Source organism: Streptomyces sp. NPDC002573 (assembly GCF_042889625.1).
Lineage (GTDB): Bacteria > Actinomycetota > Actinomycetes > Streptomycetales > Streptomycetaceae > Streptomyces > Streptomyces gibsoniae.
This window is the reverse complement of the sequence record NZ_JBIARC010000021.1, coordinates 19,892-46,108: the sequence shown is the minus strand read 5'-3', so window position 1 is coordinate 46,108 and position 26,217 is coordinate 19,892. Positions and strand designations below refer to the sequence as shown.

At 73.4% G+C, this 26,217-nt stretch carries 22 protein-coding genes and 2 pseudogenes; 14 read left to right on the top strand and 10 right to left on the bottom strand.

Annotated features, from left to right (window positions below):
• Positions 1-101: 101 nt before the first annotated feature.
• A complete protein-coding gene (locus ACFYX0_RS20900) occupies positions 102-1,655 on the bottom strand; it encodes a hypothetical protein (protein ID WP_388972138.1) in 1,554 nt (517 codons plus the stop codon).
• 39 nt (positions 1,656-1,694) lie between these two features.
• On the bottom strand, positions 1,695-1,889 hold the full coding sequence (locus tag ACFYX0_RS20895; protein ID WP_355913849.1) for a hypothetical protein: 195 nt from the start codon (positions 1,887-1,889) through the stop codon (positions 1,695-1,697).
• 335 nt (positions 1,890-2,224) lie between these two features.
• On the opposite strand from ACFYX0_RS20895, the gene ACFYX0_RS20890 reads away from it, so the two are divergent.
• The 5 genes from ACFYX0_RS20890 to ACFYX0_RS20870 all read left to right on the top strand — a co-directional run bounded on the left by ACFYX0_RS20890 (position 2,225) and on the right by ACFYX0_RS20870 (position 7,765).
• Positions 2,225-2,617, top strand: coding sequence for an ankyrin repeat domain-containing protein (locus ACFYX0_RS20890; RefSeq protein ID WP_355913852.1), 393 nt, complete (start codon positions 2,225-2,227; stop codon positions 2,615-2,617).
• A gap of 301 nt (positions 2,618-2,918) precedes the next feature.
• Entirely contained in the window at positions 2,919-4,337 is a 1,419-nt protein-coding gene (locus ACFYX0_RS20885; RefSeq protein ID WP_355913854.1) for a HEAT repeat domain-containing protein, read from the top strand.
• A gap of 160 nt (positions 4,338-4,497) precedes the next feature.
• Positions 4,498-5,661 (top strand): glycosyltransferase family 4 protein, encoded by a 1,164-nt coding sequence (locus ACFYX0_RS20880; protein WP_388972137.1) that lies wholly within the window; start codon positions 4,498-4,500, stop codon positions 5,659-5,661.
• Positions 5,658-6,911, top strand: coding sequence for a glycosyltransferase (locus ACFYX0_RS20875; RefSeq protein WP_388972136.1), 1,254 nt, complete (start codon positions 5,658-5,660; stop codon positions 6,909-6,911). Before ACFYX0_RS20880 ends, ACFYX0_RS20875 begins: the two co-directional genes overlap by 4 nt.
• A complete protein-coding gene (locus ACFYX0_RS20870; RefSeq protein ID WP_311699101.1) occupies positions 6,908-7,765 on the top strand; it encodes an SGNH/GDSL hydrolase family protein in 858 nt (285 codons plus the stop codon). Before ACFYX0_RS20875 ends, ACFYX0_RS20870 begins: the two co-directional genes overlap by 4 nt.
• Positions 7,766-7,889: 124 nt before the next feature.
• Here the strand turns inward: ACFYX0_RS20870 and ACFYX0_RS20865 are convergent.
• From ACFYX0_RS20865 to ACFYX0_RS20845, 5 genes and pseudogenes are all read right to left on the bottom strand, one after another.
• Positions 7,890-8,747: pseudogene (locus tag ACFYX0_RS20865) on the bottom strand (biotin-dependent carboxyltransferase family protein); the annotation flags it as partial.
• Positions 8,744-9,361: an allophanate hydrolase subunit 1 gene (locus tag ACFYX0_RS20860; RefSeq protein ID WP_388972135.1), complete on the bottom strand. Its 618-nt coding sequence runs from the start codon at positions 9,359-9,361 to the stop codon at positions 8,744-8,746. The pseudogene ACFYX0_RS20865 and the gene ACFYX0_RS20860, both read right to left, overlap by 4 nt.
• Positions 9,358-10,110 carry a LamB/YcsF family protein gene (locus tag ACFYX0_RS20855; protein WP_388972134.1) on the bottom strand — a complete coding sequence of 251 codons (753 nt, stop codon included), beginning with the start codon at positions 10,108-10,110 and terminating at the stop codon, positions 9,358-9,360. Before ACFYX0_RS20855 ends, ACFYX0_RS20860 begins: the two co-directional genes overlap by 4 nt.
• A 43-nt stretch (positions 10,111-10,153) precedes the next feature.
• A complete protein-coding gene (locus ACFYX0_RS20850; protein ID WP_388972133.1) occupies positions 10,154-10,975 on the bottom strand; it encodes a putative hydro-lyase in 822 nt (273 codons plus the stop codon).
• Entirely contained in the window at positions 10,972-12,291 is a 1,320-nt protein-coding gene (locus ACFYX0_RS20845; protein ID WP_355913877.1) for an MFS transporter, read from the bottom strand. The genes ACFYX0_RS20850 and ACFYX0_RS20845 overlap by 4 nt, the downstream gene beginning before the upstream one ends.
• A gap of 173 nt (positions 12,292-12,464) precedes the next feature.
• Here ACFYX0_RS20845 and ACFYX0_RS20840 point away from each other — a divergent pair, with 173 nt between their 5' ends.
• From ACFYX0_RS20840 to ACFYX0_RS20820, 5 genes are all read left to right on the top strand, one after another.
• Positions 12,465-13,172 carry a GntR family transcriptional regulator gene (locus tag ACFYX0_RS20840; RefSeq protein WP_355913880.1) on the top strand — a complete coding sequence of 236 codons (708 nt, stop codon included), beginning with the start codon at positions 12,465-12,467 and terminating at the stop codon, positions 13,170-13,172.
• 246 nt (positions 13,173-13,418) lie between these two features.
• Positions 13,419-14,948, top strand: a complete 1,530-nt coding sequence (locus ACFYX0_RS20835) for a hypothetical protein (RefSeq protein ID WP_388972132.1) — start codon at positions 13,419-13,421, stop codon at positions 14,946-14,948.
• A 37-nt stretch (positions 14,949-14,985) separates the two neighbouring features.
• Positions 14,986-15,864, top strand: coding sequence for a hypothetical protein (locus tag ACFYX0_RS20830; protein ID WP_388972131.1), 879 nt, complete (start codon positions 14,986-14,988; stop codon positions 15,862-15,864).
• Between the two features lie 69 nt (positions 15,865-15,933).
• Complete coding sequence (locus ACFYX0_RS20825) at positions 15,934-20,577, top strand: hypothetical protein (RefSeq protein ID WP_388972130.1); 4,644 nt, start codon at positions 15,934-15,936, stop codon at positions 20,575-20,577.
• Between the two features lie 66 nt (positions 20,578-20,643).
• Positions 20,644-20,835 (top strand): hypothetical protein, encoded by a 192-nt coding sequence (locus ACFYX0_RS20820; protein WP_355922203.1) that lies wholly within the window; start codon positions 20,644-20,646, stop codon positions 20,833-20,835.
• On the opposite strand, the gene ACFYX0_RS20815 is transcribed toward ACFYX0_RS20820, so the two are convergent.
• Positions 20,832-20,966, bottom strand: coding sequence for a hypothetical protein (locus ACFYX0_RS20815; RefSeq protein ID WP_388972129.1), 135 nt, complete (start codon positions 20,964-20,966; stop codon positions 20,832-20,834). The genes ACFYX0_RS20820 and ACFYX0_RS20815 overlap by 4 nt on opposite strands.
• Positions 20,936-21,067 (bottom strand): hypothetical protein, encoded by a 132-nt coding sequence (locus ACFYX0_RS20810; RefSeq protein ID WP_388972128.1) that lies wholly within the window; start codon positions 21,065-21,067, stop codon positions 20,936-20,938. The genes ACFYX0_RS20815 and ACFYX0_RS20810 overlap by 31 nt, the downstream gene beginning before the upstream one ends.
• A 24-nt stretch (positions 21,068-21,091) precedes the next feature.
• Here ACFYX0_RS20810 and ACFYX0_RS20805 point away from each other — a divergent pair.
• Positions 21,092-21,460 (top strand): annotated as a pseudogene (locus tag ACFYX0_RS20805) (DNA-binding response regulator); the annotation flags it as partial.
• A gap of 97 nt (positions 21,461-21,557) precedes the next feature.
• On the opposite strand, the gene ACFYX0_RS20800 reads toward ACFYX0_RS20805, so the two are convergent.
• The gene (locus ACFYX0_RS20800) at positions 21,558-22,172 is read right to left on the bottom strand and encodes a hypothetical protein (RefSeq protein WP_388972127.1); all 615 of its coding nucleotides are present in this window, start codon (positions 22,170-22,172) and stop codon (positions 21,558-21,560) included.
• 403 nt (positions 22,173-22,575) lie between these two features.
• Here ACFYX0_RS20800 and ACFYX0_RS20795 point away from each other — a divergent pair, with 403 nt between their 5' ends.
• Genes ACFYX0_RS20795 through ACFYX0_RS20785 form a run of 3 tightly spaced genes read left to right on the top strand, consistent with a single transcriptional unit; the run spans position 22,576 to position 26,210 of the window.
• Positions 22,576-25,368 (top strand): nitrate- and nitrite sensing domain-containing protein, encoded by a 2,793-nt coding sequence (locus ACFYX0_RS20795; RefSeq protein ID WP_388972126.1) that lies wholly within the window; start codon positions 22,576-22,578, stop codon positions 25,366-25,368.
• Positions 25,365-25,805, top strand: a complete 441-nt coding sequence (locus ACFYX0_RS20790) for a roadblock/LC7 domain-containing protein (protein ID WP_311699114.1) — start codon at positions 25,365-25,367, stop codon at positions 25,803-25,805. The genes ACFYX0_RS20795 and ACFYX0_RS20790 overlap by 4 nt, the downstream gene beginning before the upstream one ends.
• 9 nt (positions 25,806-25,814) lie before the next feature.
• Complete coding sequence (locus ACFYX0_RS20785; protein WP_388972125.1) at positions 25,815-26,210, top strand: DUF742 domain-containing protein; 396 nt, start codon at positions 25,815-25,817, stop codon at positions 26,208-26,210.
• Positions 26,211-26,217 lie beyond the last annotated feature (7 nt).

Sequence of the window (26,217 nt, the reverse complement as noted above, 5' to 3'; positions counted from 1 at the left end):
CGGGCGCCGGGGTTCGGTCGGGCGGGCCTGGTTCGTCGTGCGGGAGGCCGGCCGAGGGAAGGGTCGTTGAGGGGCGGGCAGCCGGCCGGTGTGCCGGTCCGTCAGCCCTCCGTGGCCATCGCCTCGATCCCCACCGCCGCGGCCGGCGTGCTGTGCTGCGGCAGGAGTCCGAGGACCGCCTGCCGGTGGCTCTCGCTGGTCGCGTCGTCGTATGGGTCCGGAGTGGCCGGCACCTGGAGCCGGTGGACCGGACCCGAGCCCAGGCGGGCGTAGCCCCGGCCCGGCGGGACGTCCAGCACGGGCGTGGTGTGCGGGGGCACCCCGAGCACCGCCTGCAGCTCGTCCGCGACCACGGGGCCGAGCACCACGCGCGCGCGGGTGTACTGCCGCACCGCGTCCGACAGTCCGTCCAGAGCGTCCAGCTGCTCGGCCACCACGACCGTGACGTTCGCCGCGCGCCCGTGCCGCAGGGGCACCTGGAGCAGCACCTGGGGATCCTCGCGGCCGTCGGCGGCGGCGAGGTGCCCGAGGGCACCGGGCCGGTCCAGCAGGATCCACAGCGGACGCCTGATGTCGTCCGGCGAGGGGTGTCCGGCCTGCCGCGCGCGGTTCGCGGAGATCAGCCGCCGCTCGGTCTCATGGGTCGCCCATTCCAGGCTGGACACCGCGCCGACGAGGCCCGACTCCACGGACAGCACCCCGTCCCGGCCCGTCAGGCACGCGTACTCGCCGGTGTCGCCGCCCTCGACGATCAGGACGTCGCCGTGCTGCAGCGCCTGGAGGGCGATGGAGCGTACGAGCGTCGTCGTCCCGCTGCCGGGGGCGCCCGCGATCAGCAGATGCGGTTCGGTGGAGCGGGAACCCGTGCGCCACACCACGGGGGGCACATCGCGTTGCTCGTCGCCGTGGGTGAGCGGCAGGGTGCGCTGGACGCCGGTGGGGTCGGTGAAGCCCAGGACCGTCTCGCCCGGTGCGGTCACGAAGCGCTGGGCGGCGATGTCCGTGGGAAGGGGCGGCAGCACGGTCACCGTCAGCTCGTTCGCCTCCTCGTCCCAGGTGAAGTGGTACTCGCGCCCCCGGCCGGACTTGGCGTGCAGAAGCTGCTCGATCCGGGCCCGCGAGGCGGCCTCGCCGTCGGTGAAGTAGGCGGGGTAGCGGACCCGGAGCCGTGAGATCCGGCCGGTGTCGTCGAAGTCGTACGAGGACAGGGCCCGGGTCCAGTCTCCGCCGTGCGCGTAGAGCGGATCGGGGTCCTGGGCGGTCGAGAAGTACGGGACCAGCGCCTCGTACAGCGTCCGCAGGCGCTTGGTCTGCGCGTCGTCGGGCCCCGAGGGCTTCGGCTTTCTGCGGTCGCGGCCCTTCCAGGCCGCGGCCGCCATGAGCGTGAGCCCGGCGAGCAGGGGCCCGTACGGCACCAGGGCCACGACCAGGATCACCGAGGTGACCAGGAAGAGGAGCGGTCCCCGCCGGTCCTTCGGGGTGGCCGACCACCTGCGCCGCCCGGCTCCGGCCAGCCGGTGCAGACCGCGGGTGAGGAGGAACAGCGGCTGGAGGACGTCGCCCGCGCCGCCGGCCGCCGTCCGGGCCAGCTGGCGGCTGCGGGCCATCTGGGCGCTGCCGTTGCGCAGGATGCGGGGGAGGGGGCGCCGGGCCACGTCGTTCTCCTGGGGGTGCGTGCGGGGGCGGGAGCGGGGTCAGAAATTGATCCCTCCGAGCAGGCTCGCGAGGCTCTGGCCGCCGGCCTTGATGCCCGGAGCGATGCCGGTACTGGCGAGGTAGAAGCCGAAGAGTGAGCAGACTGCGGCGTGCGAGCCCTTGAGGCCGTCCTTCCTGGAGAAGAGGAAGACGCAGGTGCCGAGCAGCAGCACACCGGAGACGTTGAGGACCATGGGATCTCCTGGATCGCGGGGACTGTCACCATGAGTACTTCCAGGCTCACAGCATGTATCCATACGATAAAAGGTGCAAACGAGTGAAATCGTCAGAATTTCCCTCGCTTGGTGGAGCCATCCTGTAGGGACGGAGCCCGGGCGCGCGCCGCGACGGACCCTGTCGTGATCTTTGCCTGGCGGGGTGCCGGTCATGTGCCATGGAAGCCAGTACGCTGGCGATTCACCCGTACGGCGGCACCGCTCGCCGTCGTACGCGCCCCTGTACGGCGGCACCGCTCGCTGTCGTACGCTCCCGCAGTCCCCAGCAGTCGTAGTGAGAGGCGGTCCGGCCGATGAGTGAAGCCCCCGACCCCGAGGTCGTGGAGCTGGCGACCAAGATCTTCGATCTGGCGCGCCGAGGCGAGACCGAGGCGCTCGTCGCGTACGTCGACGCGGGCGTTCCCGCCAACCTCACCAACGACCGCGGTGACTCCCTGGTGATGCTCGCCGCCTACCACGGCCACGCCGACGCCGTACGGGCCCTGCTGGCGCGCGGCGCGGAGGCGGACCGGGTCAACGACCGAGGCCAGACCCCGCTCGCCGGGGCAGTCTTCAAGGGCGAGCTCGAGGTCATCCAGGCGCTCCTGGACGGCGGCGCCGACCCGGCCGCAGGAATGCCCTCGGCCGTCGAGACCGCCCGGATGTTCGGCAAGAACGATTTGCTCGAACTGTTCGGCGCACACTGATCCGAACGCTCTGACCAGCGAAGACAACGAAAACGGGGGAGGCGGTACGGGGCCGCCCGAAATAAGGTCGCGGCAGTGTGAGAGGCCGGGTCATCATGACGTCGTGATTCACGGACGCGATGGCTGGGCAGGTGTTGCCGCACCGCGCGGCCCGTGATGCGGTCCGCACGGGCCACCGACGAGAGGCAGAGGAAGATGGTCTACAGCAAGCAAGAGACGGCGGGCGCTCCGACGTGTTGTCACGCGGCCAGGTAGTGCGTGTTCCCCGGTTGCGTCGACGCTTGATGTGAGGCTGTTTCCCATGTTCGAACCGGTCATAGCGCCCAGTGGAACGCTGCTCGGTCTCCTGCAGAGGGGCCGCGGCGACGGCACGCTGCACGCGCTCACCGCACCGCGAGCCGAGGCGCTCGCGACTCTCAACCACTGTGTACTGCGCGATCCCCGCCACGACTGGCAGGTGGAGAACCGCTCCCTGTACTACGCCCGGCTCTATCTCGATCTGAACGGCGAGCTCGACGAGATCGAGGCCCACCTCTTCGGCGCCGAGGACGTCCTCGACACCGAGGAGTCCCGCACCGGGCTCGCCCTCGCGGTCCTCGGGCATCTCGCCTCCTACGGCAGGCGTGACGCGCTCGCACTGCTGCGCAGGTACGCGGCCTCGGGCAGCAACTGGGCCTGGGCGCTGGACGAACTGGCGCTGCGGGACGACGACGCGGGGCTGCGCGCCCTCGCCGCTCCCGTGCTGGCCCGTTTCCCGGCCGACGCCGAGGGCGAGGCCGAACTCGCCGTTGCCGTCCGGGACGCCTTCGAACCCCGGCCCTGGCGGCTGTGGGCCGACGACGCCCGCGAGTCCGTCGCCACACGCGTGCGTGCCGCGCAGGAGGCCGGCTGTTTCGACCGGTGGCAGCGGCAGCTGCGGCCCCAGGGTCCCCGGCCGGGCTGGAGCGTCCAGGCCGTCTTCGACTGGGCCCAGCAGGGCATCGAGCGCGGCGCTGCCCTCCATGTGCCCGCCGCCCGCTGTCTCACCGCCGTCGCGGGTCCCGAGGACCGGGCCGAGATCGTCCGGGCCGCGCGCGTCGGGAGCGACGGGGCGCGTTGCACCGCCCTGCGCTACCTCGCCGACAGCAATGACCCCGATGCCCTCGACCTCGTCGAGGACGCCGTGGCCACCGGGTCCGCGCTCGTCGTGGACGCCGCCGTGGACGCCTTCGAACGCATGCGCAGTGTGTCCGCCGTCGACCGGGCGCGCGGCTGGGCCCGCCGGCCCGACGCCCTGGGGGCCGCCGCCGGACGTGTGCTCGCCTGCCGGGGCGGCGGCCAGGACCGCGACCTGGTCCTCGCGGCGTTGCGGGAAGCGGTGCGGGGCGAGGGCCCCGACGCACCGACCCTGTGGACCCTCGTCGACGGGGCCGGACGGCTCGGCATCTCCTGCGCCGCGCCGGTACTGCGCCATATCTACCGGGAGACGGCCTCCTCCCACCTACGAGGCCGAGCCGCCCGAGCGCTGGCGGCCACCGACCCCTCCTTCCCCGCCGGATTCGCCGTCGAGTGCCTGTGGGACTGCGAGGAGTCCACCCGCGAGATCGCCGCACGGCACGCCGAGACCGGCGACATCCGCGTCGTGGAGCAGCTGCGCCGCCTCGCTTCGGATCCGGCCGAGGAGGCCGAGGTGCAGACAGCCGTACGCAGCCGGATCGGACCCGACATGCCGACCATGTGAACACTCATGCTCCCCGTATGAACGTTCGGTGACCCGGGGGTCAGGAACGTATGGACAGGGGCTGACCTGCTCGGCTGCGCAGCCCAACGCTCATGGGACGTTCCCCGGCCGGAAAGATCGACGTTGACGCGGCCACGTCCGGCGCGGCGAGAACACGGGTATGCGTGTCGTCATCGTGACCGAATCCTTTCCCCCCGATGTGAACGGCGTGGCCCATTGCGCGCTCCAGACCGCCCGGCACCTCGTCGATCGCGGTCACGCTCCCCTCGTCGTCGCTCCGGCCACCTCCAGGTCCTCGGCCTCGCCCGAGCCGGGAGGTGGCGCGGCCAAGACCGCGGCCGACGCTCTCGCGCCGTGCCCCGTGGTCCGTGTCCCCTCCCTTCCGCTCCCCGGCTATCCCCAGGTGCGCGTGGCACTCCCCAGCCGACGCGTCGCCGCGGCGATCACCGCTCACCGCGCCGACATCGTGCACCTGGCCAGCCCCTTCATCCTCGGCGTCCGCGGCATGGCCGCCGCCGCCCGGCTCGGCATCCCCGCCGTGGCCATCTACCAGACCGACCTGGCCGGATACGCCCGCACCTACATGGGCGCCGGCGAGGCCGCGGCCTGGCGGCGCATCCGCTCCGTGCACGCCGCCGCCGACCGCACCCTCGCGCCCTCCAGCGCGGCTCGCAACGACCTGGAGGCGCACGGCGTGCCCCGGGTGCAGCTGTGGCCGCGCGGTGTCGACACCGTCCGTTTCCGGCCAGACCTGCGCGATGAGTCGATGCGGCGGGAACTCGCCCCCAACGGCGAGCTGATCGTCGGCTACGTCGGCCGGCTCGCCCCCGAGAAGCACGTCGAACTCCTCTCCGGGGTCTGCGGCCTTCCGGGAGTCCGCGTCGTCGTGGTGGGCGACGGACCCAGCGAGACGACGCTGCGGAGCGTCCTGCCCGGCGCCGTGTTCCTGGGCCGCCGCACGGGTGACGAACTCGCCCGGATCTTCGCCTCCCTGGACGTGTTCGCGCACACCGGCCCGTTCGAGACTTTCTGCCAGACCGTGCAGGAGGCCATGGCGAGCGGAGTGCCGGTCGTCGCCCCCGCCGCGGGGGGACCGCTCGACCTGGTGGCCCACGGCCGCACCGGGCTGCTCGTCCCGCCCGGTGACGCGACCGCCGTGCGGGACGCCGTGGCGGCCCTGGCGGCCGATCCGGCGCTGCGGACCGGGTACGGAGCCGCCGCCCGCGCCACCGTCGAGGGCCGCACCTGGGCGGCCGTCGTCGACCAGCTCATAGGGCACTACGAGGACGTGCTCGCCGCCCGCAGGACGGTGGTGGCGGCATGAGCTTCGCCACCGAGCGCTTCGGCGACGGTCTGCGGATCGTCCGGCTCGCCAACTTCGTGGCGCCCTCCTCCGGCGGGCTGCGCACCGCCCTGAGGGAACTGGGCAAGGGCTTCAAGGAGGCCGGGCACGAGCCCGTGCTCATCGTGCCGGGCGAGCACCACACCGACCGCATGACCGAGCAGGGCCGGGTCATCACCCTCCCCGGGCCGCTGCTGCCCGGCACCGGCGGCTACCGGGTCCTCACGGACAAGCGGCGCGTCGCCGCCCTCCTGGAGGACCTGGTCCCCGACCGCCTGGAGGTCTCCGACCGCACCACGCTGCGCTGGACCGGCAAATGGGCGCGGCGGGCGCGGATCCCCGCCGTGATGGTCTCCCACGAGACCGCCGACGGCGTCCTGCGCACCTGGGGTCTGTCCGAGAACCTCTCCCGGCGCGCCGCCGACGCCCTCAACACCCGTACGGCCCACACGTACGCGCGCGTGGTGTGCACCACCGAGTTCGCCGAGCGGGAGTTCGTGCGGATCGGCGCCCGCAACGTCGTACGGGCCCCGCTGGGCGTCGACCTGGAGCAGCGCCACCCCGCGCTGCGGGACCCGGGGCTGCGCGACCAGCACGCGCGCGGGGACGAGACCCTGCTCGTCATGTGCTCCCGGCTGTCCGTGGAGAAGCGGCCCGGTACGGCCCTGGACGCGCTGGAGGCACTGCTGCGGCGCGGACGGCGCGTGGTGCTGGTGGTCGCCGGGGACGGACCGCTGCGCGCCCGGCTGGAACAGCGGGCCCGGGAACGGGAGCTGCCCGTGACCTTCCTGGGTCACGTCCGCGACCGGGAGCTGCTCGGATCGCTCCAGGCCTCGGCGGACGTCTGCCTGGCCCCGGGACCGGCGGAGACCTTCGGACTCGCCGCCCTGGAGGCGATGGCCTGCGGCACGCCCGTGGTGGCCAGCTCCCTGTCCGCGCTGCCCGAGGTGATCGGTTCCGCCGGGGCCACCGCCGTGAACAGCGGCGACGCCTTCGCGGACGCGGTCGACCTGCTGATGGCGCGGTCGGAGTCCGAGCGCCGGGAGGCGGCACGCGCGCGTGCCGAGTGCTTCGGATGGAAGACCGCGGTGGACGCGTTCCTCGCCGCGCACGACGCCCTGCCGGAGACTGCCCGGGCGCACGACACGTCGTCGCACGACGCGCGGGCCCGTGTCACGCCTCCGTCGGCCGCGCCCCGGCTCCGGGACGCCGCTCGGGAGGGCGTCGCATGAGACCGCTGCGGTTCGTGGCACTCGGTGACTCGCTGACGGAGGGGGTGGGCGACCGCGTCGGGGAGACCTGGCGGGGTTGGGCTCCCCTGCTCGCCGGTGGGCTCGGCTCCGTCGATGCGGCGGCGGAGTTCACCAACCTGGCCGTCAGCGGTGCCCAGACGCGGGACGTCCTGGAACGGCAGACCCCGCAGGCGCTCGACCTGCGCCCGGACGTCGTCTCCGTCGTCATCGGCGTCAACGACACCCTGCGCTACACCTTCGACATCCACGCCGTCGCCGCCCGGCTCGACCAGGTGTACGCGGCGTTCCGGGCCCAGAACGCCGTACTGCTCACGGCCTGTCTGCCCGACCCCGGGTCGATGCTGCGGCTGCCGGGAGCGCTTGCACGTCCGCTCGCCAGGCGGCAGCGGGCCGTGAACACGGTCGTGCATGCGCTGTCCGAGCGGTACGGGGCGGTCCATCTGCACGCCGCGGACGGGGAGTGGATCAGCGACCGCGCGATGTGGAGCGCGGACCGGCTGCACCCGGGGGAGCGCGGACACCGGCAGCTGGCCCGGCGGTTCCACGCCCTGCTCGCCGAGGCGGGCGTCCCCACCGGTCCCGCGCCCTCGCCCGAACCCGAGTTCCCCGCGCCCACCCGCTCGGCGAACCTCTGGTGGCTCGCCACCGCCGGGACGGGCTGGGTGGCCCGGCGGTGCACGGACCTGCTGCCCCAACTGCTCACCCTGGCGGCGGCCGAGGTGCGCCACAAGGCAAGGGGCACCAGCGCCCGGCTCGACCTGAGCGCCTCGCACGCGGTCGCGTCCGCGCTGGCCGCGCTGTCGGTGGCCGACCAGCAGCCGGACGCCGCCTGAGCGGGCCGCCCAGGGCGTGGGGGGGGGGGGGCGGGGGGGCCCCCCCCGGGGGGGGCCCCCCCCCCCCCCCCCACCCCGGCCCCCCCCCCCCCCCCCCCCCCCCCCCCCCCCCCCCCCCCCCCCCCACGACCGTGAACCGCAGGGGGGTGCCCGGAGTCGCCTGTGCGGCCGCAGCGAGGTCGGCTGCGCGCACGACCGCGATCACCGGGTACCCCCCGGTCGTCGGATGGTCGGCCAGGAACACCACGGGCCTGCCGTCGGGCGGGACCTGGACCGCCCCCAGCACCATGCCCTCACTGGGCAGTTCCTCCGCCCGGGCACGCTCCAGGGCGGGACCTTCCGTGCGCAGGCCGATGCGGTTGCTCGCGGCCGACACCCGGTACGCGCGTGTGACGAGGGTGCGGAACGCGCCCGCCGTGATCCAGTCGGCACGCGGGCCCGGAGTCACCCGCAACAACAGTTCGGCCGGAGGCGCCGGCTGGGGAACCGTGTCCACACGCGCGGGGGGACCGGCCGGCCTCCCGAGCGGAAGCACGGAGCCGTCCGCGAGCGGCGGCGGCCCGAGCCCGGACAGCAGATCCGTGGAGCGGCTGCCGAGCACCGGCTCGACGGCCACCCCGCCCGCGACGCCGAGGTAGCTGCGCACCCCGGACCGGGCGCGCCCGAGGCCGAGCAGCGCACCGCCCGGGACGTGTACCGGTGCTCCCCAGGGCGCCGGGCGGCCGTCCACGGTGACCGCGCAGGGCGCGCCGCCGACCGCCACGGTGACCGCCGAACGCGGCCGCACGGCACAGCCGTCGAGCGTCGTCTCCAGCACCGCGGCCTCCGGATGATTGCCCACCAGCCGGTTCACGAGCGCCGCCGCGGGCGCGTCCAGCGCCCCGGAGCGCGGCACCCCGAGGTGGGCGTGGCCGGGCCGCCCCCGGTCCTGAACGGTGGTCAGCGCGCCGGCCCGTACGACCGAGAGCGCACGGTCCGTCATTCCGCCCCCACCGGCACGAAGCGGACCCGGGCCCCCGGAGTGAGCAACGCGGCCGGTACGCGCGCGTGGTCCCACAGAACCGTGTCGGTCGAGCCGATGAGCTGCCAGCCGCCCGGCGACGAGCGCGGGTACACGCCCGTGTACCGGCCCGCGAGGGCCACCGAGCCCGCAGGCACGGCCGTGCGCGGGGTCGCGCGGCGCGGCACGCCGTAGCGGTCCGGCAGACCGGTCAGATAGCCGAAGCCGGGCGCGAACCCGCAGAAGGCGACGCGGAACTCGGCCGCCGCGTGGATGCGCCCCACCTCCTCGGGCGGCACGCCCCACAGCGCCGCCACCTCCGGCAGATCGGGGCCGTCGTACCGTACGGGGATCTCGACGGCCTCCCGCGCGCGCGGGATGACGCGAGGGATGTCCCAGCCGGCGAGCCGGGCCGCGACCCGGGAGGGATCGGGCACCCCGTCCAGAAGGACCGAGCGGGCCGCGGGCACGATCTCCTCCGCCGTCAGCTCCCCGCCGGCCCGGCGGCGCAGCAGCTCGGCGTGCAGGGCCTGGGCCTCCTCCCCGGAGGAGACCTCGACCAGCAGGGCCGCGTCGCCGACCGGCAGCACCCTCATGCGAAGGCCTCCACGCGCACGCCCGCCGCCTCCAGCTCGGCGCGCACCCGGCGGGCCAGGTCGACCGCTCCGGGCGTGTCGCCGTGCAGGCACAGGGAGCGCGCCCGTACCGGGATCTCGCGTCCGGAGCGGGCGGTCACGATGCCGGAGCGGGCGAGGCCCACCGAGCGTCCGACGACCGTGTCGGGCTCCGTGATCACCGCGCCGTCCTCGCCACGCGGCACGAGGGTGCCCTCGTCCGTGTACGCGCGGTCCGCGAACGCCTCGGTGACGACCGGGAGTCCGGCCTTCTCGGCGACCTTCAGGAAGTGCGATCCGGGCAGCCCCAGGACGGGCAGTGCCGTGTCGGCGAGCAGCACGCCGTCGACGACCGCCTCGGCCTGCCGCTCGTCGTGGACCACCCGGTTGTAGAGCGCGCCGTGCGGCTTCACATACGACACACGGGAGCCCGCCGCGCGCGCGAACACCTCCAACGCGCCGATCTGGTAGGCCACTTCGGCAGCGAGTTCGGCGGGCGGCACGTCCATCGCGCGCCGCCCGAAACCGGCCAGGTCACGGTAGGAGACCTGGGCGCCGATCCGTACCCCGCGCTCGGCCGCCAGCTCGCACACGCGCCGCATGGTGGCCGCGTCCCCGGCGTGGAAGCCGCAGGCCACATTGGCGCTCGTGACGACCGACAGCAGCCGCTCGTCGTCGGTGAGCCGCCAGCGGCCGAAGCCCTCGCCGAGGTCGGCGTTCAGATCGATCATGATCCCTCCTGGTCACCGGCGTCACCCGGCGCGGTCCTGGCCCTCACCCGACGCGGTACTGGTCGTCGCGGGCGTCGGTGATGAACATCTGCCCCGGTGCGTGGGTGATGGCGAACGGCGGCCGCGAGGCCATCACCGCCGCCTGCGGGGTCACTCCGCAGGCCCAGAACACCGGGATGTCGTCCGCTTCGGCATCCACCGGGTCGCCGAAGTCCGGCCGGTCGAGGTCGTCGATGCCGAGGCCCGACGGATCGCCGCAGTGTACGGGGCTGCCGTGCACCGCCGGGAGCAGACCGCTCTCCCGGATCGCGGCGGCCAGGTGCTGCGGCGGAACCGGACGCATGGACACCACCATGGGGCCACTCAGCCGCCCGGCCGGCCGGCACTGGCGGGCGGTCACATACATCGGGACGTTGCGGCCCTGCTCAATGTGGCGCAGAGGGACACCCGCGTCGGAGAGCGCGCACTCGAAGGTGAAACTGCACCCGATGAGGAACGACACCAGATCGTCGCGCCAGTGGGCGAGCACATCGGTGGGCTCGTCCACCAGCTCGCCGTCCCGCCACACCCGGTAGCGCGGCAGATCGGTGCGCAGGTCGGCGCCGTCCGCGAGAACCGTGCCGAAGGCCCCGGCGTCGGTGACGTCCAGCACCGGACAGGGCTTCGGATTGCGCTGGCAGAACACCAGCATGTCGTAGGCCCAGTCCGCCGGGACCGAGATCAGGTTGACCTGGGTGTGGCCCGCGGCTGTCCCGGCCGTGGCGCCGGTCAGCCCCTCGCGGAAACGGGCCCGGGCCTCCCGCGGGCTCCACGCGTGCGCGTGCTCGTCGACGGCGGTCACGAGGCGGTCCTCCGTGCGGTTCACAGCAGCTCCTTTCCGCGGGTCTCCGGCAGCCCCAGCAGCGCCAGCGCCGCGAGGCCGTATCCCACCGCGCCGAAGACCAGTGCACCGCCCACGCCCCAGCTGTCGGCGAGGAAGCCCACCAGGGTGGGGAAGACGGCGCCCACGGCGCGACCGGTGTTGTACGTGAAGCCCTGGCCCGTGCCCCGCACGGCGGTCGGGTACAGCTCGCTCAGATAGGAGCCGAAGCCGCTGAAGATCGCCGACATGCAGAACCCGAGCGGGAAGCCGAGCACCAGCAGCAGGGTGTCGGCGCCGCTCGGGATGTTCGCGTACGCCAGGACGCAGACCGCCGAGAGCAGTGCGAACAGCCAGATGTTGCGCCTGCGGCCCAGCCGGTCGGTGAGATGGCCGCCGGTCAGATAGCCGAGGAAGGCCCCGGAGATCAGCAAGGTCAGATAGGAGCCGGTCCCGACGACGGACAGGCCCCGCTCCGTCTTCAGATACGTCGGCACCCAGGTCGCCAGGGTGTAGTAGCCGCCCTGGACGCCGGTGGACAGCAGGCTCGCGAAGACCGTGGTGCGCAGCAGCCCCGGTGTCCCGTCCGTCCCCGGCTTGAAGATCGCCGTGAAGGAGCCCTTCTCCGCGCTCTGTTCGCGCCGGGCCCGCGCCTGCGGGGCGTCGTGGACCCGCCGCCGCATCCAGAGCACCAGCAGCGCGGGCAGCGCGCCGGTCCAGAACATCACCCGCCAGGCCAGGCCGTCGTCCACGAAGGAGAAGACCAGGGTGTAGACACCGGCGGCCAGCGCCCAGCCCACGGCCCAGGAGCTCTGGACCGCGCCGAGCGTACGGCCCCGGTGCCGGGCGCTCGCGTACTCGGCGACCAGGATCGCGCCGACCGCCCATTCGCCGCCGAAGCCGAGGCCCTGCAGGGCCCGGAAGACCAGCAGCGTCTCGTAGGTGGGCGCGAAGCCGCAGGCGACGGTGAAGACGGCGTACGTGACCACGGTGATCATCAGGGCCCTGACCCGTCCGATGCGGTCGGCGACCACACCCGCGACGGCGCCCCCCACCGCGGAGACGATCAGGGTGACCGTGGTGAACAGGCCGGTCTGGCCGCTGTCCAGGCGGAAGTACGCGGCCAGCGCGACCATGCTCAGCGGCAGGGTGAAGTAGTCGTACGCGTCCAGGGCGTAGCCGCCGAAGGCGCCCGCGAAGGCGCGCCGGCCGCGCGGGCCGAGGGCCCGCAGCCAGCCCGACGCGCCGTCGGCCGCGGTGGGTTCGGCCGTGTCCGGCCGGGCGTCGGAGGTCAGGGCCTCGGGTGGTGGGGTCGAGCTCATGGGCACCTCGCAGATGAGGGACGGAGGGTGCTGGGAACCGAGCCGTGCCGTGGGGAAGCCACGGCGCCGCGGGGAGAAGCGGGCGGCGCCGTGCGCAGCAAGGTAGAGGATCGTTGAACGATCCTTCAATACCCGTGTTGTTTCGTCCTCGTGTCTGCGCTTGAATTCCGGGCATGGCAGAGCAGCTGACGGGACTGGCCGACGACCGCGCGCTCCTCGGGCGCACCAGCACCGCCGAGCGGGTCGCGGACATCCTCAGGAGCCGGATCGCCGAGGGCTACTTCCCGCCCGGCACCCGGCTGTCGGAGGACAGCATCGGCGGCGCGCTCGGCGTCTCCCGCAACACGCTGCGCGAGGCGTTCCGGCTGCTCACGCACGAACGGCTGCTGGTCCACGAGTTGAACCGCGGGGTCTTCGTACGGGTCCTGGCCGTCGAGGACGTCGAGGACATCTACCGCGTCCGGGGACTCGTGGAGTGCGCCGTCGTGCGCGGCCTCGGGAAGCCGCCGTACGCCGTGGACGGGCTCGCCGAGGCGGTCGCCGACGGGCAGCGGGCGGCGCGCGAAGGTGACTGGAAAGGGGTGTCCACGGCCAACATCCACTTCCATCGTGAGCTGGTGGCCCTCGCGGGCAGCGAACGCACCGACGAGCTGATGCGCAGCGTCTTCGCCGAACTGCGGCTCGCCTTCCACGTGGTGGACGACCCGCGCCGGCTGCACGAGCCGTATCTCGCGCGCAATCTGCAGATCCTCCAGGCCCTGCGGGCCGGGGAGCGCGACCGGGCCGAGGAACTGCTCGCGGTCTACCTCGACGACTCGCGGGCGGGTCTCGTCGAGGTCTACGGGCGCCGGGTGGCCGACGGGGGCAGGGCAGGCGGCTGACCGCTGCCCGCCCGGCCCGTTTGACCGGCCGATTCCCGGCGCGCTCCGGTGCTGCCCGAGCGGCGGCTGATCGGCGCTGTTCGGTCGCTGCCTGACCGGCGTGCTCCGGTGCCGTCCGACCAGCGCCCGCCGGTGCCGTCGAACCGTCCGTGGCTCGGGCCACCTCGCGTGTCGCCCGGCCCGCCCCCTCGGAGTGGTCCCGCGCCGTTTGGGCTGTTGTCAGACCTAGGACCTAATCTGTGCACCGTGACTTCGCCTGCATCGACGGACCGTGTTCCGCCCCAGCTCAGCGCGGGGCCGCGGCCTGCTCCGGGCCCGGCCGCCGACGAGGGGCTGGCGCGGCGGCTGCGCGCGCTCGCCTGCACGGCGCCGCTGCACGACCTGGACGCGCGCAAGGCCAATCTCGCGGGTGAGTACTCGGTCTACGGGATGTCGGAGGTCGCCCTCGCCGCCATCGACCTGGTCACTCTGAACATGGACTTCGACACGGGCGCCGACCACGACCAGATAGTCGCCCGGCTCCTCCCGCGCATCGCCGCCCAGGCCCCGCGGCGCCCGGTCGCCGAGCACGAGCGCGTGGCCCGCTGGGTGCTGGAGAACCTGATCAACGTCGGCAGCGTCGACCGCGGCTTCCGCGCCGTCTACGGCACCTTCGAGCCGGACGGCACCTATGTCCGCCGTGACTACGACTTCAAGCTGATCGAAGAGGTGCCCGGATACGGCGGCGCCGTCTACCTCCGCACGACGGACGAGGCGGTCAACGTCCTCGTCGGCGCCCTCGACACTGACGTCACCAGCGCCCAGATCGCCGCCGAGGTCAAGCTGGAGGTGCTGATCAGCCGGGGGCGCCTCGCCGACGCCCAGCTCGCCGCCGAGCAGGCGCGCTACCGCACCGTGCAGTACTCGGAGTCGCTGCGCAAGGCCCTGGAGGCCACCCGGCGCAACGTCCGCGCGGTGGACTGGCTGAACGCGGTGCCGGACATGATCGCCGAGGCCCTCGACCACGTGGCCGACCGCTACCGCCACGAGAACGCGATCCTCACCAACATCCGCAAGGCCCGCGACGAGTCCGAGGACCCCGAGCAGAAGCGACGCGCCGCCGAACTCGTAGACATCGTCAAGGACTGCATCCGCCGGCACACCCAGCTGCAGTCGCGGCTCCTGGAGGCGGGCCCGCTGTTCCGCGCCGAACAGGACCGGCAGGCGTTCGCCACGCCGACGGCGATGTCCGGCACGGACCTCTACGGACACCTCCTCGCCCCGCTGCTGCCGCTCCCCCTGGAGCAGGCGGTGCGCGTCACCGACGCCTTCTTCGCCCAGGGCACGGGCCTGCGCACGCCCGCTTCCGTACGGGTCGCGGACCTCGTCGAGCTGCTGCTGACACCCCCGGTGGAGCGTGAGCACCTCGGGGCGGAGATGCCCGAGCCGGATCTGGTCGCGACGCCGGACGACAGCCGCTTCAGCGAGGAACAGCTCGCCGCCGCGACGGAGTTGCTCGATCTGCCGGCGGACGCCCCGCGGCGGCTGTCCGGACTGCTCGCCGAGGCGCGAGGCACAGGAGATCCCGAACTGCCCTACCTGGTGGCCCTGCTGGCCGTGCACGCGGCCAGCCCGCCGGTGGGGACGGCCTACCGGCAGGGCGAGGAGAAGCTGCTCTTCGCCGTGGACGACGGAACGGAGCTGGACGACCCCGAGTTCGGCGGTGCGGATCTGATCGTGGGGACGGCTCTGCTGGACGCGGCCGGAATGGCGGCGGACCGGACGGAGGCGGCATGAACGGCAACGAGTACCAGCGTGACAAGGAGCCCCGACCGTGACCGAGCACGTCGAGTGGAGCGACCCGGAGAACGCCGCCGCTCCGGCGAGCGCCGCCGTCACCCCCGCCGACGCCGCCGACGCGGCGCGGCTCGTGGCCTTCGGGCTGCAGCCCAAGCTGCAGCCCGCACGCGACCACGAGTACGCGGACCTGCTGCGCCGCTACCGCGAGGACCCGCCGTTCGGGCGCCTCGCCGACGCCGTCGCCACCGGACTCGGTCTGGTCGTCCTGGAGGTGTCCCCGCGCGCCGGCATGGCCGTGACCGCCGCCGAGGACTCCGTGTTCGCCGTCCGCATGGGTGACTACGCGCGTCGTACGTCGGCCGACTCCGGCGACCGCTTTCTGCACGGGCTGGCCCATCTCGCCGTCGCCGCCCTCGCCTTCCCGCGCCCCGAGGACCTGGCGGACGACGGCTACATCGGCCGGGTCACGGTCAACGGCGTCGACGCGTTCGTACGCCAGGCCTGCCGCCGTCTCGAGGAGCGGGCCGAGGAGCAGGGGGAGAACACCGACCCGGCGACGGACGCCCCCGGTCTGGAGGCGGCCTGGCGCATCTGGGCCAGACGCAGCGCGACCGGGGCCACCAAGGACGCGCGCAGACTGGCCGGTTCGACCACCGGCATCGTCGCCAAGGCCGTCGCGTTCCTCACGGACTCCGGCTTCCTGCAGCGCACGGGCGACGACAACGGCGGCACCTATCGCACGACGGCCCGCTACCAGCTCCAGGTGCGCGACATGGCGGGCAGCGCGGCCATGGCCGAACTGCTCGAACTGGGCATCGTCCCGGTGACCGACGGCTCGGCCACCCTGCTGCCCGCCGAGGACGCCGACGATCTGGACCTGGTGGCCGACGCCGGACTGCCGTTCCACTCCTGAGGCTCCGGGACCTCACGAACCTCCCCCATGTTTCCGACCACTCAGCACGACTGACGACGAGAGCCCCCCATGTACGAGCTGTCCCGGGTCCGCCTCTACTCCATCGGGCCGGCCGGTGCGCGCTATGCCGACACCGTGCTGGACCTGCGGGGCGTGGGTGATCTGGTGCCCGACCCCGCGCCCATCCAGGCGGAGTTCTTCGAGGATGAGCCCGCCGGGCCGCCGCGCCGCCCCGCGCCCGCCGGCGTGCTCTTCCTGGAGAACGGCGGCGGCAAGTCCGTCCTGCTGAAGCTGATCTTCTCGGTGATGCTGCCGGGTCACCGCAACACCCTCGGCGGCGCCAGCTCGGGCGTGCTGCGCAAGTTCCTGCTCGCCGACGACTGCGGACATGTGGCGCTGGAGTGGCAGCACACGCTGACCGGCGAGTGCGTCGTGGTCGGCAAGGCCAGCGAGTGGCGCGGCCGGCAGGTCTCCAACGACCCCCGCAAGTTCGCGGAGGCCTGGTACTCCTTCCGGCCGGGGCCCGGTCTCAGCCTCGACAACCTGCCCGTCGCCGAGTCCACCGCCGTACGGCCGCCCGTCGAGGGCGCGTCCGGCGCGCAGGGGCGGCGCCGCACGATGAAGGGTTTCCGGGACGCCCTCACGGAGGCCGGCAAGGCGTACCCGCACCTCGAAGTGCACTGGGAGGAGATCCACGACCGCTGGAACGAGCATCTGACCGACCTCGGTCTCGACCCCGAACTCTTCCGCTACCAGCGGGAGATGAACGCCGACGAGGGTGAGGCCGCCGGCCTCTTCGCGGTCAAGAAGGACTCCGACTTCACCGACCTGCTGCTGCGCGCCGTCACCGACACCCGGGACACCGACGGACTCGCCGACCTGGTCAGCGGGTTCGGCAACAAGCTGGGACGCCGCTCCGAGCTGATCGCCGAACGGGACTTCACCGCCGGGTCGGTGGACCTGCTCGGGCGCATCGTCGAGGCCGGCGAGGGGCGGTCACGGGCCCGCGACATCCACGCGGGCGCCGAGCGGCGCACGCGCACCCTGGCGCGGCGGCTGTCCGCACGCGGGGTGCGGGAGCGGGTCCGGGCAGCCGATCTGGCCCAGCGGGTGACCGCCGCCGCGTACGCCGTCACCCACGCCGAGGGCGCCCGGGAGCGCAGTGCGCTGGTCGCGGCCGAACTGGCCTACCGCCACGCCTCGTTGGCCCTCGCCGGCGCCGAGAAGGCCGCCGCCGCGCAGAAGCGCGAACTGGCCGACGCCCGCCAGCTGTACTCCGCGTGGCAGGCCGCCGAGGCCGTGCTGCGGCACCGCGCCGCCGCCGACCGCTCCGCGCGCGTGGCCGCCGCGATCCGCGAGGCCGAGCGGGACGCCGCACCGGCGCTCGCCGCCCGGGCCAAGGCCGCCGTCGATCTCGTACGGGCACTGCACGCGGCCGCCGAGAGCGCCGAGGCCCTCGCCAACGAGGAGGAGGAGCGCTCCGCCGGCCTCCAGGACGCCGGCGAGTCCGCCCACCGGGACTCCACCGCCGCCGCCACGGAGGCGCAGCGCGCCCGCAGCGAGGCGGGGCATCTGCGCCAGCGGCTCGACGAGGTCGAGCAGGAGACCGCTCAGGCCGTCCGGGCGGGATGGCTGGACGACAGCACCCCCGACGCCGACCCGGCGCGGGCCGCGCTGGCCGCGAGCGATGCGGAGAAGGAGGCCGTCGCGGCCTGGGACACCGCCCGGGAGGCCTCCCGCCGTGCGTCCGAGCACGCGCGTGAGGCGGCCTCGGCCGAGTCCCGGGCGGAACTGACGGCGGCCCGTTCGGCGGACGCGGCCACGGCCGCGGAACGGGCGTACCAGGCCGAGCGCCGGACCGCCGAGGCGCTGGCCGCGGAGGAGCGGCTGGCGGAACTGCTCAGCCTGTCGGGCACGGACACGGCCGCCCGGAAGCGGGTCCCCGGCCCCCGGCGCGACACGGACACGGACCCCGCCGACGCTCCGGGTACCGGCGAAGGTCCCTTCACCCCCGAGGAGCTGGACGGCTTCGCCGACGAACTGCGCGCGCTGCTGGAGGACTCCGTCGCCTCCGCCGAACGACAGCTGTTCGAACTGCGCACGGCCGCGGCCGACGACGCACGCATCCTCGGCGCGCTCGGTGACGGCGGACTGCTGCCGCCGGGCCCCGATGTGCTGGCGACCGTCGAGTTCCTCGGCGAGCACGGCATTCCCGCGCTGCCCGGCTGGCGCTATCTCGCCCAGGCCGTCGACCCCGCCGACCACGCGCGTGTGCTGGCCGCCCGTCCCGAACTCGTCGACGGTGTGATCATCACCGATCCGGATTCGCACGCCCGGGCCCGCCGGACGCTGAGCGACGCCGCGCTGCTGCCGCGCTCGGCCGTCGCCGTCGGCACCGCCGCCGCGCTGCTCGCCCCGACCCCGGCTCTCGACGAGACCGACAGCGACGCCGGCAGTGTCTTCCTGGTACCGCCGAACCCGGCCATGCACGACGAGCATGCCGCCGACGAGGAGCGGCAGGCGCTGCGCGCCCGGGCCACCGCGCGCGACGAGGAGATCCGGGCGCTCGCGGCCCGGCTCGGCAAGGACCGCGAACTGGCGGCCAGGCTTGCGTCCTGGCGCGCCGGATGCCCCGCCGGACGGCTCACCGAACTCGCCACGGCCGCCGGCGACACCCGCGCGTTCGCCGAGGAGGCGGAGGCCGAGCTGGGCGAGGCACGCACCACCCGCGCCGAGGCCGACGAGGCCGCGGCCGAGGCCGCGCAGATGCGGGACGAGCGGCAGGAGGCCGCCCAGAAGGCCCGCCGCGCCGCTGATGCCCTCGCCGGGCTCGCCTTCCGGCTGCGCGAGCGGGCGGGCTGGCAGGTCAAGCTGCGGGAACTCGCCGACGAGGCGGTCGACGCGGAGGCCCGTGCCCAGACCTGCCTGGAGCGCGCCCGCGCCGCCGACGAGGACCGCCGCGCCGCACAGCGCGCCGCCGACGACGCCCGTCGCACGGCGCGTGCGCTGCGCGCCGAGCGCGCGGAGATCGCGGGCGCCCCCGACGACGTACCGGAGGACGACGCGGACGCGCCCAGGACGTCCCTGCCCGCCCTCCGCGAGGCCTACCGGGCCGCTTCCCAGGTGTACGAGAAGGTCGGCGTCGACGCCGATCTGCGGGCCGAGCAGGCGCGGGCCGAGAGCGACGAGTCCGCCGCCCTCGCCGAACTGGACCGGCTCAGCAACAAGGTGCGCACACGCGCCGAACAGCTCCTTCAGTCACCCGACGGCTCCGACGGCCCGTCCCGGCAGGCCGCCGCCGCGCGCGCCGAGGAATGGGTACAGCTGCTGGAGACCCGTATGTCCACGGCCAGCGAGCAGCTCGGGCGGCTGCGCGGCGAGGCCGAGCGGCACGCGCCCCAGAACGGCGAGGCTCACACCGAGCTGCCCGAGGAACTGATGCCCCGGGACGCCGACCACGCGCAGGCCCTGCTGCGTACCGCGACCGCCGAACTCGCCTCCCGCGTCGAGGCGCTCGGCCAGGCCCGCGAGGCCCACGCGGAACTCCTCGAGGCCCACCGGGCCGCCGAGGACGCGGCCGGCGGCTTCGACGAGGTCGCCGCGATGCTCCGCGATCTGCTGCGCGAGCACGCCTCGGAGGAGGAACCGGAGGAGCCGGAGCCCTATCCCGGCACGCTGGAGGAGGCCCGCCGGGCCGCCGCGGAGACCCGCAGGTCGCTGCGTGGCTGCGCCGCCGATCTGTCCGCCGCCGAGGGCGCCGTGCGCGAGGCCTGCGACGTCCTGGTCCGGCACGCCAACTCCACCCGCTACGAGCAGGTTCGCACCCCCGCCCGGCAGCAGATCCGCGAACTGCCCGCATCCGCGCTGCCGGAGCACGCACAGCGCTGGGCGGACGCCTTCGCACCCCGGCTGCGCGTCCTGACCGACGAACTGGCGCAGTTGGAACGCAACCGGGACTCCATCGTGGACCGTCTGCGGGGCCTCGTGGAGTCGGCCCTCGCGACCCTGCGGTCCGCGCAGCGGCTGTCCAGGCTCCCCGAGGGCCTCGGGGAGTGGTCCGGGCAGGAGTTCCTGCGGATCCGCTTCGAGGAACCCGACCAGTCCACGCTGATCGAACGCCTGGGCGAGGTCATCGACGAGGCGACCCGCGCGGCCGTCAAGAAGAACTCCGACCTGCGGCGCGACGGTATGTCGCTGCTGCTGAGGGGGGTCGGCGCGGCGCTCCAGCCCAAGGGCGTCGCGGTCGAGATCCTCAAACCGGACGCCGTGCTGCGCGCCGAACGGGTCCCGGTCGGCCAGATGGGAGACGTGTTCTCGGGCGGCCAGCTGCTCACCGCCGCCATCGCCCTGTACTGCACGATGGCCGCGCTGCGCTCCAACGACCGAGGCCGGGACAAGCACCGCCACGCGGGCACGCTGTTCCTGGACAATCCCATCGGCCGCGCCAACGCGACCTATCTGCTGGAGCTCCAGCGGGCCGTCTCGGACGCGCTCGGCGTCCAGCTCCTGTACACCACGGGGCTGTTCGACACCACCGCGCTTGCGGAGTTCCCGCTGGTCATCCGGTTGCGCAACGACGCCGACCTAAGGGCTGGGCTGAAGTACATCCGCGTCGAGGAACACCTGCGGCCGGGTCTTCCAGAGCAGCCCCAGACTGAAGAGGCGGTGCACAGCGAGATCACCGCGACGAGGATGTTCAAACGACCCGCGTGACCCCACGCGCCCTCCCCGAGGCCGATCCGCGCTCTTCCCGCCGTTCACCGTCGTGGTGATACACGGGTGGACGCGGATCGGATCCGCCATGACGCAGCCGTCCACGACCGGCAACCCGTCGACCTCGGTCACTCGCGTACGTTCGCCGGCTCCAATGCTCTGCGCCGCAGGGAGAGGGCGGCCGGAGCGACCGCCGAGATCACGGCGAGCACCGCGCAGGCGCCCATGGCCGCCGTGATCGTCGCCCAGGGGATCTAGATGGGCGTCCACACCGAGAGCAGGCCCGGCGCGCTCCACATGCCCACCAGGTTGAGCCCGGCGACCGACGCTCCCAGCAGTCCGCCGACCATGACCACCATCAGCGCCTCGGCGCCCGCCAGTCGCAGCACGGCCAGTTCGCGGACTGGACTGAGGTCGTCATGACCATGGTGTCGGCCAGCGAGATGCCGGTGTAGAGGAGGGCGATCCCGAGGACCAGGACGAAGCCCATCCGGGTCGTCCGGTCGGTCTCGGGGTACGTGGCGTACGCATGCCGCCCGGTTTCCAGGACGAGGGCCTGCACGCGTCAGTGCGGCTGCGCGAGAAGCGGCCCACTCTGCCGGTGCTGGTCCTCAGGCAGTACGTGCAACGGACGTACGTCGCCGAACTCCTGGACTCCGGCGACGGATCGGGCGTCGGCTATCTGCTCAAGAACCGGGTCGGCCAGGTCGAGGAGTTCGTGGAAGCGCTGCACAAGGCGGCGGACGGCGGAACGGTGGTCGATCCCGAGGTGGTGCGCCAGTTGCTGCGCCGCCGTCGCGACCCACTGGAGCAACTCACCCCGCGTCCGACGAGCAAGACCCACCGCAGGGTCCTGGTCGTCCTCACGTATCTGCGGGCCTGACCCTGACCGGGCGTACCGGGCCGGCCCGAGCGTGCGGTTCGTCTGAAGCGACAGGCGAGACACGCGACATGAAGTTCGTCACGACAGACGTCGATGGCTACGGGTGCGACAACTGGCCGGCGCCGCCCTGCCCGGGTATTCGACGCTGAGCCCGCTCCGCCTCCCGCGCACGCCGACGCTCCGTGCGGCGCTCGCGGCGCAGCTGGCGAGCGGTGCTGCTGGGGGCCGACACCACTCCATGGCGCTGATGCCATATCTGGCGCGTCACCCAGACGTCGAGCACGCCCCACGTCGCCACGACCGTGCTGGCGACGCTCGAGAGGACCATCGGGAAGGCCAGCCAGGAGTCGGCCATCGTGCACAGGAAGGCGATGACCGCCTGGATCAGTGTCACCGCGATGATGAGCACGGCCCGCACCGCCGCCGTACGCACCGGATCCGGAAGCCGCCGCCTGCGTGCCGGCTCCTCCACCCACAACGGCCGGTAGCGCGGCGTCTCGTACCGCTTCTCGTCCCTCGACGAGCCCTGCCGGGCCGCCGGGACAGCCCCTGCGCGCGCCGCGCCCTGCTCCCGCGTCGCCTCTCGGGAGGCGCGCACCGAGGCGCCGCGATCCGGCTTCCCTGCATCCCCTCGCGCCGTGGTGGGCGTAGCACCACCCGGCCCCGGCGTCCCACGCCGCTCCGCCGTGCCCATCAACCCGTCACTCCCCACCGCCCGCAGGCCCCTTGTCCCGGTGTCGTACGACTCCGGCTCCTCAGTGGCTGCCCGGCTTGCGCTGCTTTACGCCGCCTGAGCGTGGCTTGCGGCGCCTGTGGCCGAATCCGCCCCCGATTCCCGTAGAGATGGACGATCGACGATCTGTGAAGATTCCCGAAGAACGAAAAATTCCGGCCAACCGCCCAGGATGCCCGATCCGTTGTCCTCCTGCGCCGCATGCGGGTTCCGGGGAGCAAATTCCCCGTAATGGCGGGACAACTCCCCATGTCCTGTTCAGTGTCCATGGGTGGTGCGCCCGGTCGACCCTTCGAGATACCTGTGTGTCGGTAGTAGGCTCACGCCGTTTGTTGACGCACACGTGTACCCCCGGCCGGAGGGGGTCGAGCTGGGGGAGGCCATGCGCTTTCGCGGGAAGTCCATCCGCCGGAAGATCGTGGCGCTCCTTCTCGTGCCGCTCCTGTCGCTGACCGCCATCTGGGCTTTTGCGACGGTGCTCACCGGCCGTGCCGCCCAGTCCGTGTTCCATGCCTCGTACATCGTCGAGAAGGTCGGCTACCCCACCGAGGACACCGTGCGCCTCCTTCAGGAGGAACGCCGCCAGACCCTCGTCTACCTCGCGGACCCGCGCGCCTCCGACGCCCTCGCCACGCTCCACCGCAGCCGCGCCGCCACCGACGAGGTCGTCGCGAAGCTCCGTCGCAACGGCAAGGACGAGGACCTGCACGATGAGATGGGTCCGGGCACCACCAACCGCCTCACCTCGATCTTCGACGCCCTGGAGGGCATGAAGTCGCTGCGCCGCAGCGTCGAGGAAGGCACTGTCAAGCGCACCCAGGCCTTCGACCTCTACAACCGTCTGATCGACCCCTGCTTCACGCTCCTGGCCAACCTTCAGCTCCTCGACAACGTCGACATGGACAAACAAGGCCGTGCGCTCGCCGGTGTCTCGCGCGCCCGCGAACTCCTCTCCCGCGAGGACGCGCTCCTCGGCTCCGCGCTCGTCGGAGGACGGATCACCCGCGACGACATCCACCAGGTCTCCGGCCTCGTCGCGCAGCGCACCGTGATGTACGACGTCAGCCTGGCCCTGCTGCCGGGCTCGGAGAGCGACCGCTTCCGGCGCTACTGGAGCAACGCCGACACCGCGCCCCTGCGCACGGCCGAGCAGTCCGTCGTCGACGCCACGCCCGGCACCCCGCACGGCGTCACCGCGAAGAGCTGGGACGAGGCCGCGGGGCCGGTCCTCGACCGGCTCGACTCGATGGGCAGCCAGGCCGACGACCGCTACCACGGCCGGGTCCGCCCCCTGGCCGTCGACGTCATCGTCAAAGCGGCCGTCGCGGGCCTCCTGGGCCTCCTCGCCCTGCTGGTCTCCCTGATCATGTCCGTACGCATCGGCCGCGGCCTCATCCGCGATCTGCGCCGGCTGCGTCTGGACGCCCACGAGGCGTCCGGGGTCCGGCTGCCCAGCGTGATGCGCCGTCTCTCGGTGGGCGAACAGGTCGACATCGAGACCGAGGTCCCGCGTCTGGAGTACGACCAGAACGAGATCGGCGAGGTCGGCCAGGCCCTCAACACCCTCCAGCGCGCCGCCGTGGAGGCCGCCGTCAAGCAGGCAGAGCTGCGCGCCGGGGTCTCCGAGGTCTTCGTCAACCTCGCCCGCCGCAGCCAGGTCCTGCTGCACAAACAGCTCACCCTCCTCGACACCATGGAACGCAGGACCGAGGACACCGAGGAACTCGCCGACCTCTTCCGGCTCGACCACCTCACCACCCGTATGCGCCGCCACGCCGAGGGCCTGGTCATCCTCTCCGGCGCCGCCGCTTCCCGGCAGTGGCGCAAGCCGGTGCAGCTCATGGACGTGGTGCGCGCCGCCGTCGCCGAGGTCGAGGACTACGAGCGCATCGAGGTACGACGGCTGCCCCGCGTCGCCGTCACCGGCCCCGCGGTCGCCGACCTCACCCACCTGGTCGCCGAACTCCTGGAGAACGCCACGGTGTTCTCGCCGCCCCACACCGCCGTGCAGGTCATCGGCGAACGCGTGGCCAACGGCTTCACCCTGGAGATCCACGACCGCGGCCTGGGCATGGGGGCCGAGGCGCTCCTGGACGCCAACCTCCGACTCGCCGAGACTCCCGAGTTCGAGCTGTCCGACACCGACCGGCTCGGCCTCTTCGTGGTCAGCAGACTCGCCCGGCGCCAGAACGTCCGCGTCTCCCTCCAGCCCTCCCCCTACGGCGGGACCACGGCCGTCGTCCTCATCCCCGAGGTGCTGCTCACCGACGACGCCCCGGACACCCACGGAATCGGCTTCCGTCTCGACCGCCCGCTGCCCGACACGAAGGAGGCCGGGGCCGAGGAGCACACGCCGGGGCTCTCCGCCATGCCGGTCCAGCTTCCGGGCATCCCGGCGTCGATCCTGGACGGTCCGGTGGAGCTGGAGGCCCCCGTCGACCTGGACGCGATCGACGACTTCCCCGGCACCCTCGGCGACGAGGACAGCGAACGCGGAGGTCTCTTCCGCCCCCGCCGCTCGCTCGCCGACGGCCCGGGAGTCCATCGCCCCTCCGCACGCGACTCCCGGCGCGAACCGGCCCGATCCGCCGACGCCGACCACCCTGGCGGACCTGTTCCGTTGCCGCGCCACCACACCCCCAAGCTTGTCAGCTCGCACGGCCGCCCGGTGACGGGATCGGGGCCACGGCGCGGGCGGACCGACGCCGAGGCGGAGCCCCTGGAACGGCGGGTGACGGATCTGCAGGAGGCCAGACGGCCGCCCGGTCGCCCGACGGAACCCACGGGTGGCGCTCCACGTTCACACGGGGAACAGTCCGAGGTCCCCGCCCTGCCGCAGCGGCCTCGCACCCGGCCCCCGGCAGGACCGGAGGGGACCGTCTCGCAGCGGCACACGGAGGAGGGCCAGGCAGAATCGGGCGCGGGCGCCCTGCCCCGCCGGGTTCGGCAGGCCAGCCTGGCACCGCAGTTGAAGGAAGGCCCCGACCGGCTCGCCGAACGGGACCGGTCCCGCACCGCGAACGGGGCAGGCCCGGCCGAGCGCGACGCCGACGAGGTCCGCAGCCGGTTCGCCTCGCTCCAGCGAGGCTGGCAGCGTGGCCGCGAGGAGAACGCCGGGGGCGACGAGGCCCGTGACGGCTCAGCACGAGGAACGACAAAGGGAGACGGTCGATGACCGCACCGAAGGCCGCAGGGCCCACCGCGACGAACAAGGCGTCGGGGGAGCTCAACTGGCTTCTCGACGACCTGGTGGAGCGCGTCGCCAGCATTCGCAAGGCGCTCGTGCTCTCCAGCGACGGCCTGCCGACAGGGGTCTCCACAGAGCTGAGCCGCGAGGACAGCGAGCACCTCGCCGCGGTCGCCTCCGGATTCCACAGCCTCGCCAAGGGGGTCGGACGGCACTTCGACGCCGGCGGCGTCCGGCAGACCATCGTGGAACTCGACGAGGCGTTCCTGTTCGTCACGGCCGCCGGTGACGGCAGTTGCCTCGCCGTCCTGTCGGACGCGGACTCCGACGTCGGGCAGGTGGCCTACGAGATGACCCTCCTGGTCAAGCGCGTCGGCGCACATCTCGCCTCCACTCCGCGCACCGATCTGCCCTCGGGCGGGTAGTGAGATGGTATGAGCGGAGATGGTCAGGGAAGCAGCCACTGGTTCGACGACGAGGCCGGGCCCGTGGTCCGTCCGTACGCCGTGACGCGCGGCCGCACCAGCCACGGTGTGCAGCACCGCCTCGATCTGATCGCGGTGGTCGTCACCGAACCGCATGTGGACCACCCCGAGGCGGATCCGTCGCTGTCCCCGGAACACGTGGACATCGTCGAGCTGTGCCGTGACACCCCCCAGTCGGTCGCCGAACTCGCCGCCGAAATCGATCTGCCCGTCGGAGTGGTCCGCGTTCTCGTGGGAGACCTCGTGGACGAGGAGCTGGTGCATGTGTCCCGTCCCGTGCCGCCCGCCGAGCTGGTGGACGAGAGCATCCTGCGCGATGTGATCAACGGCCTGCGGGCCTTGTGAACCCGGG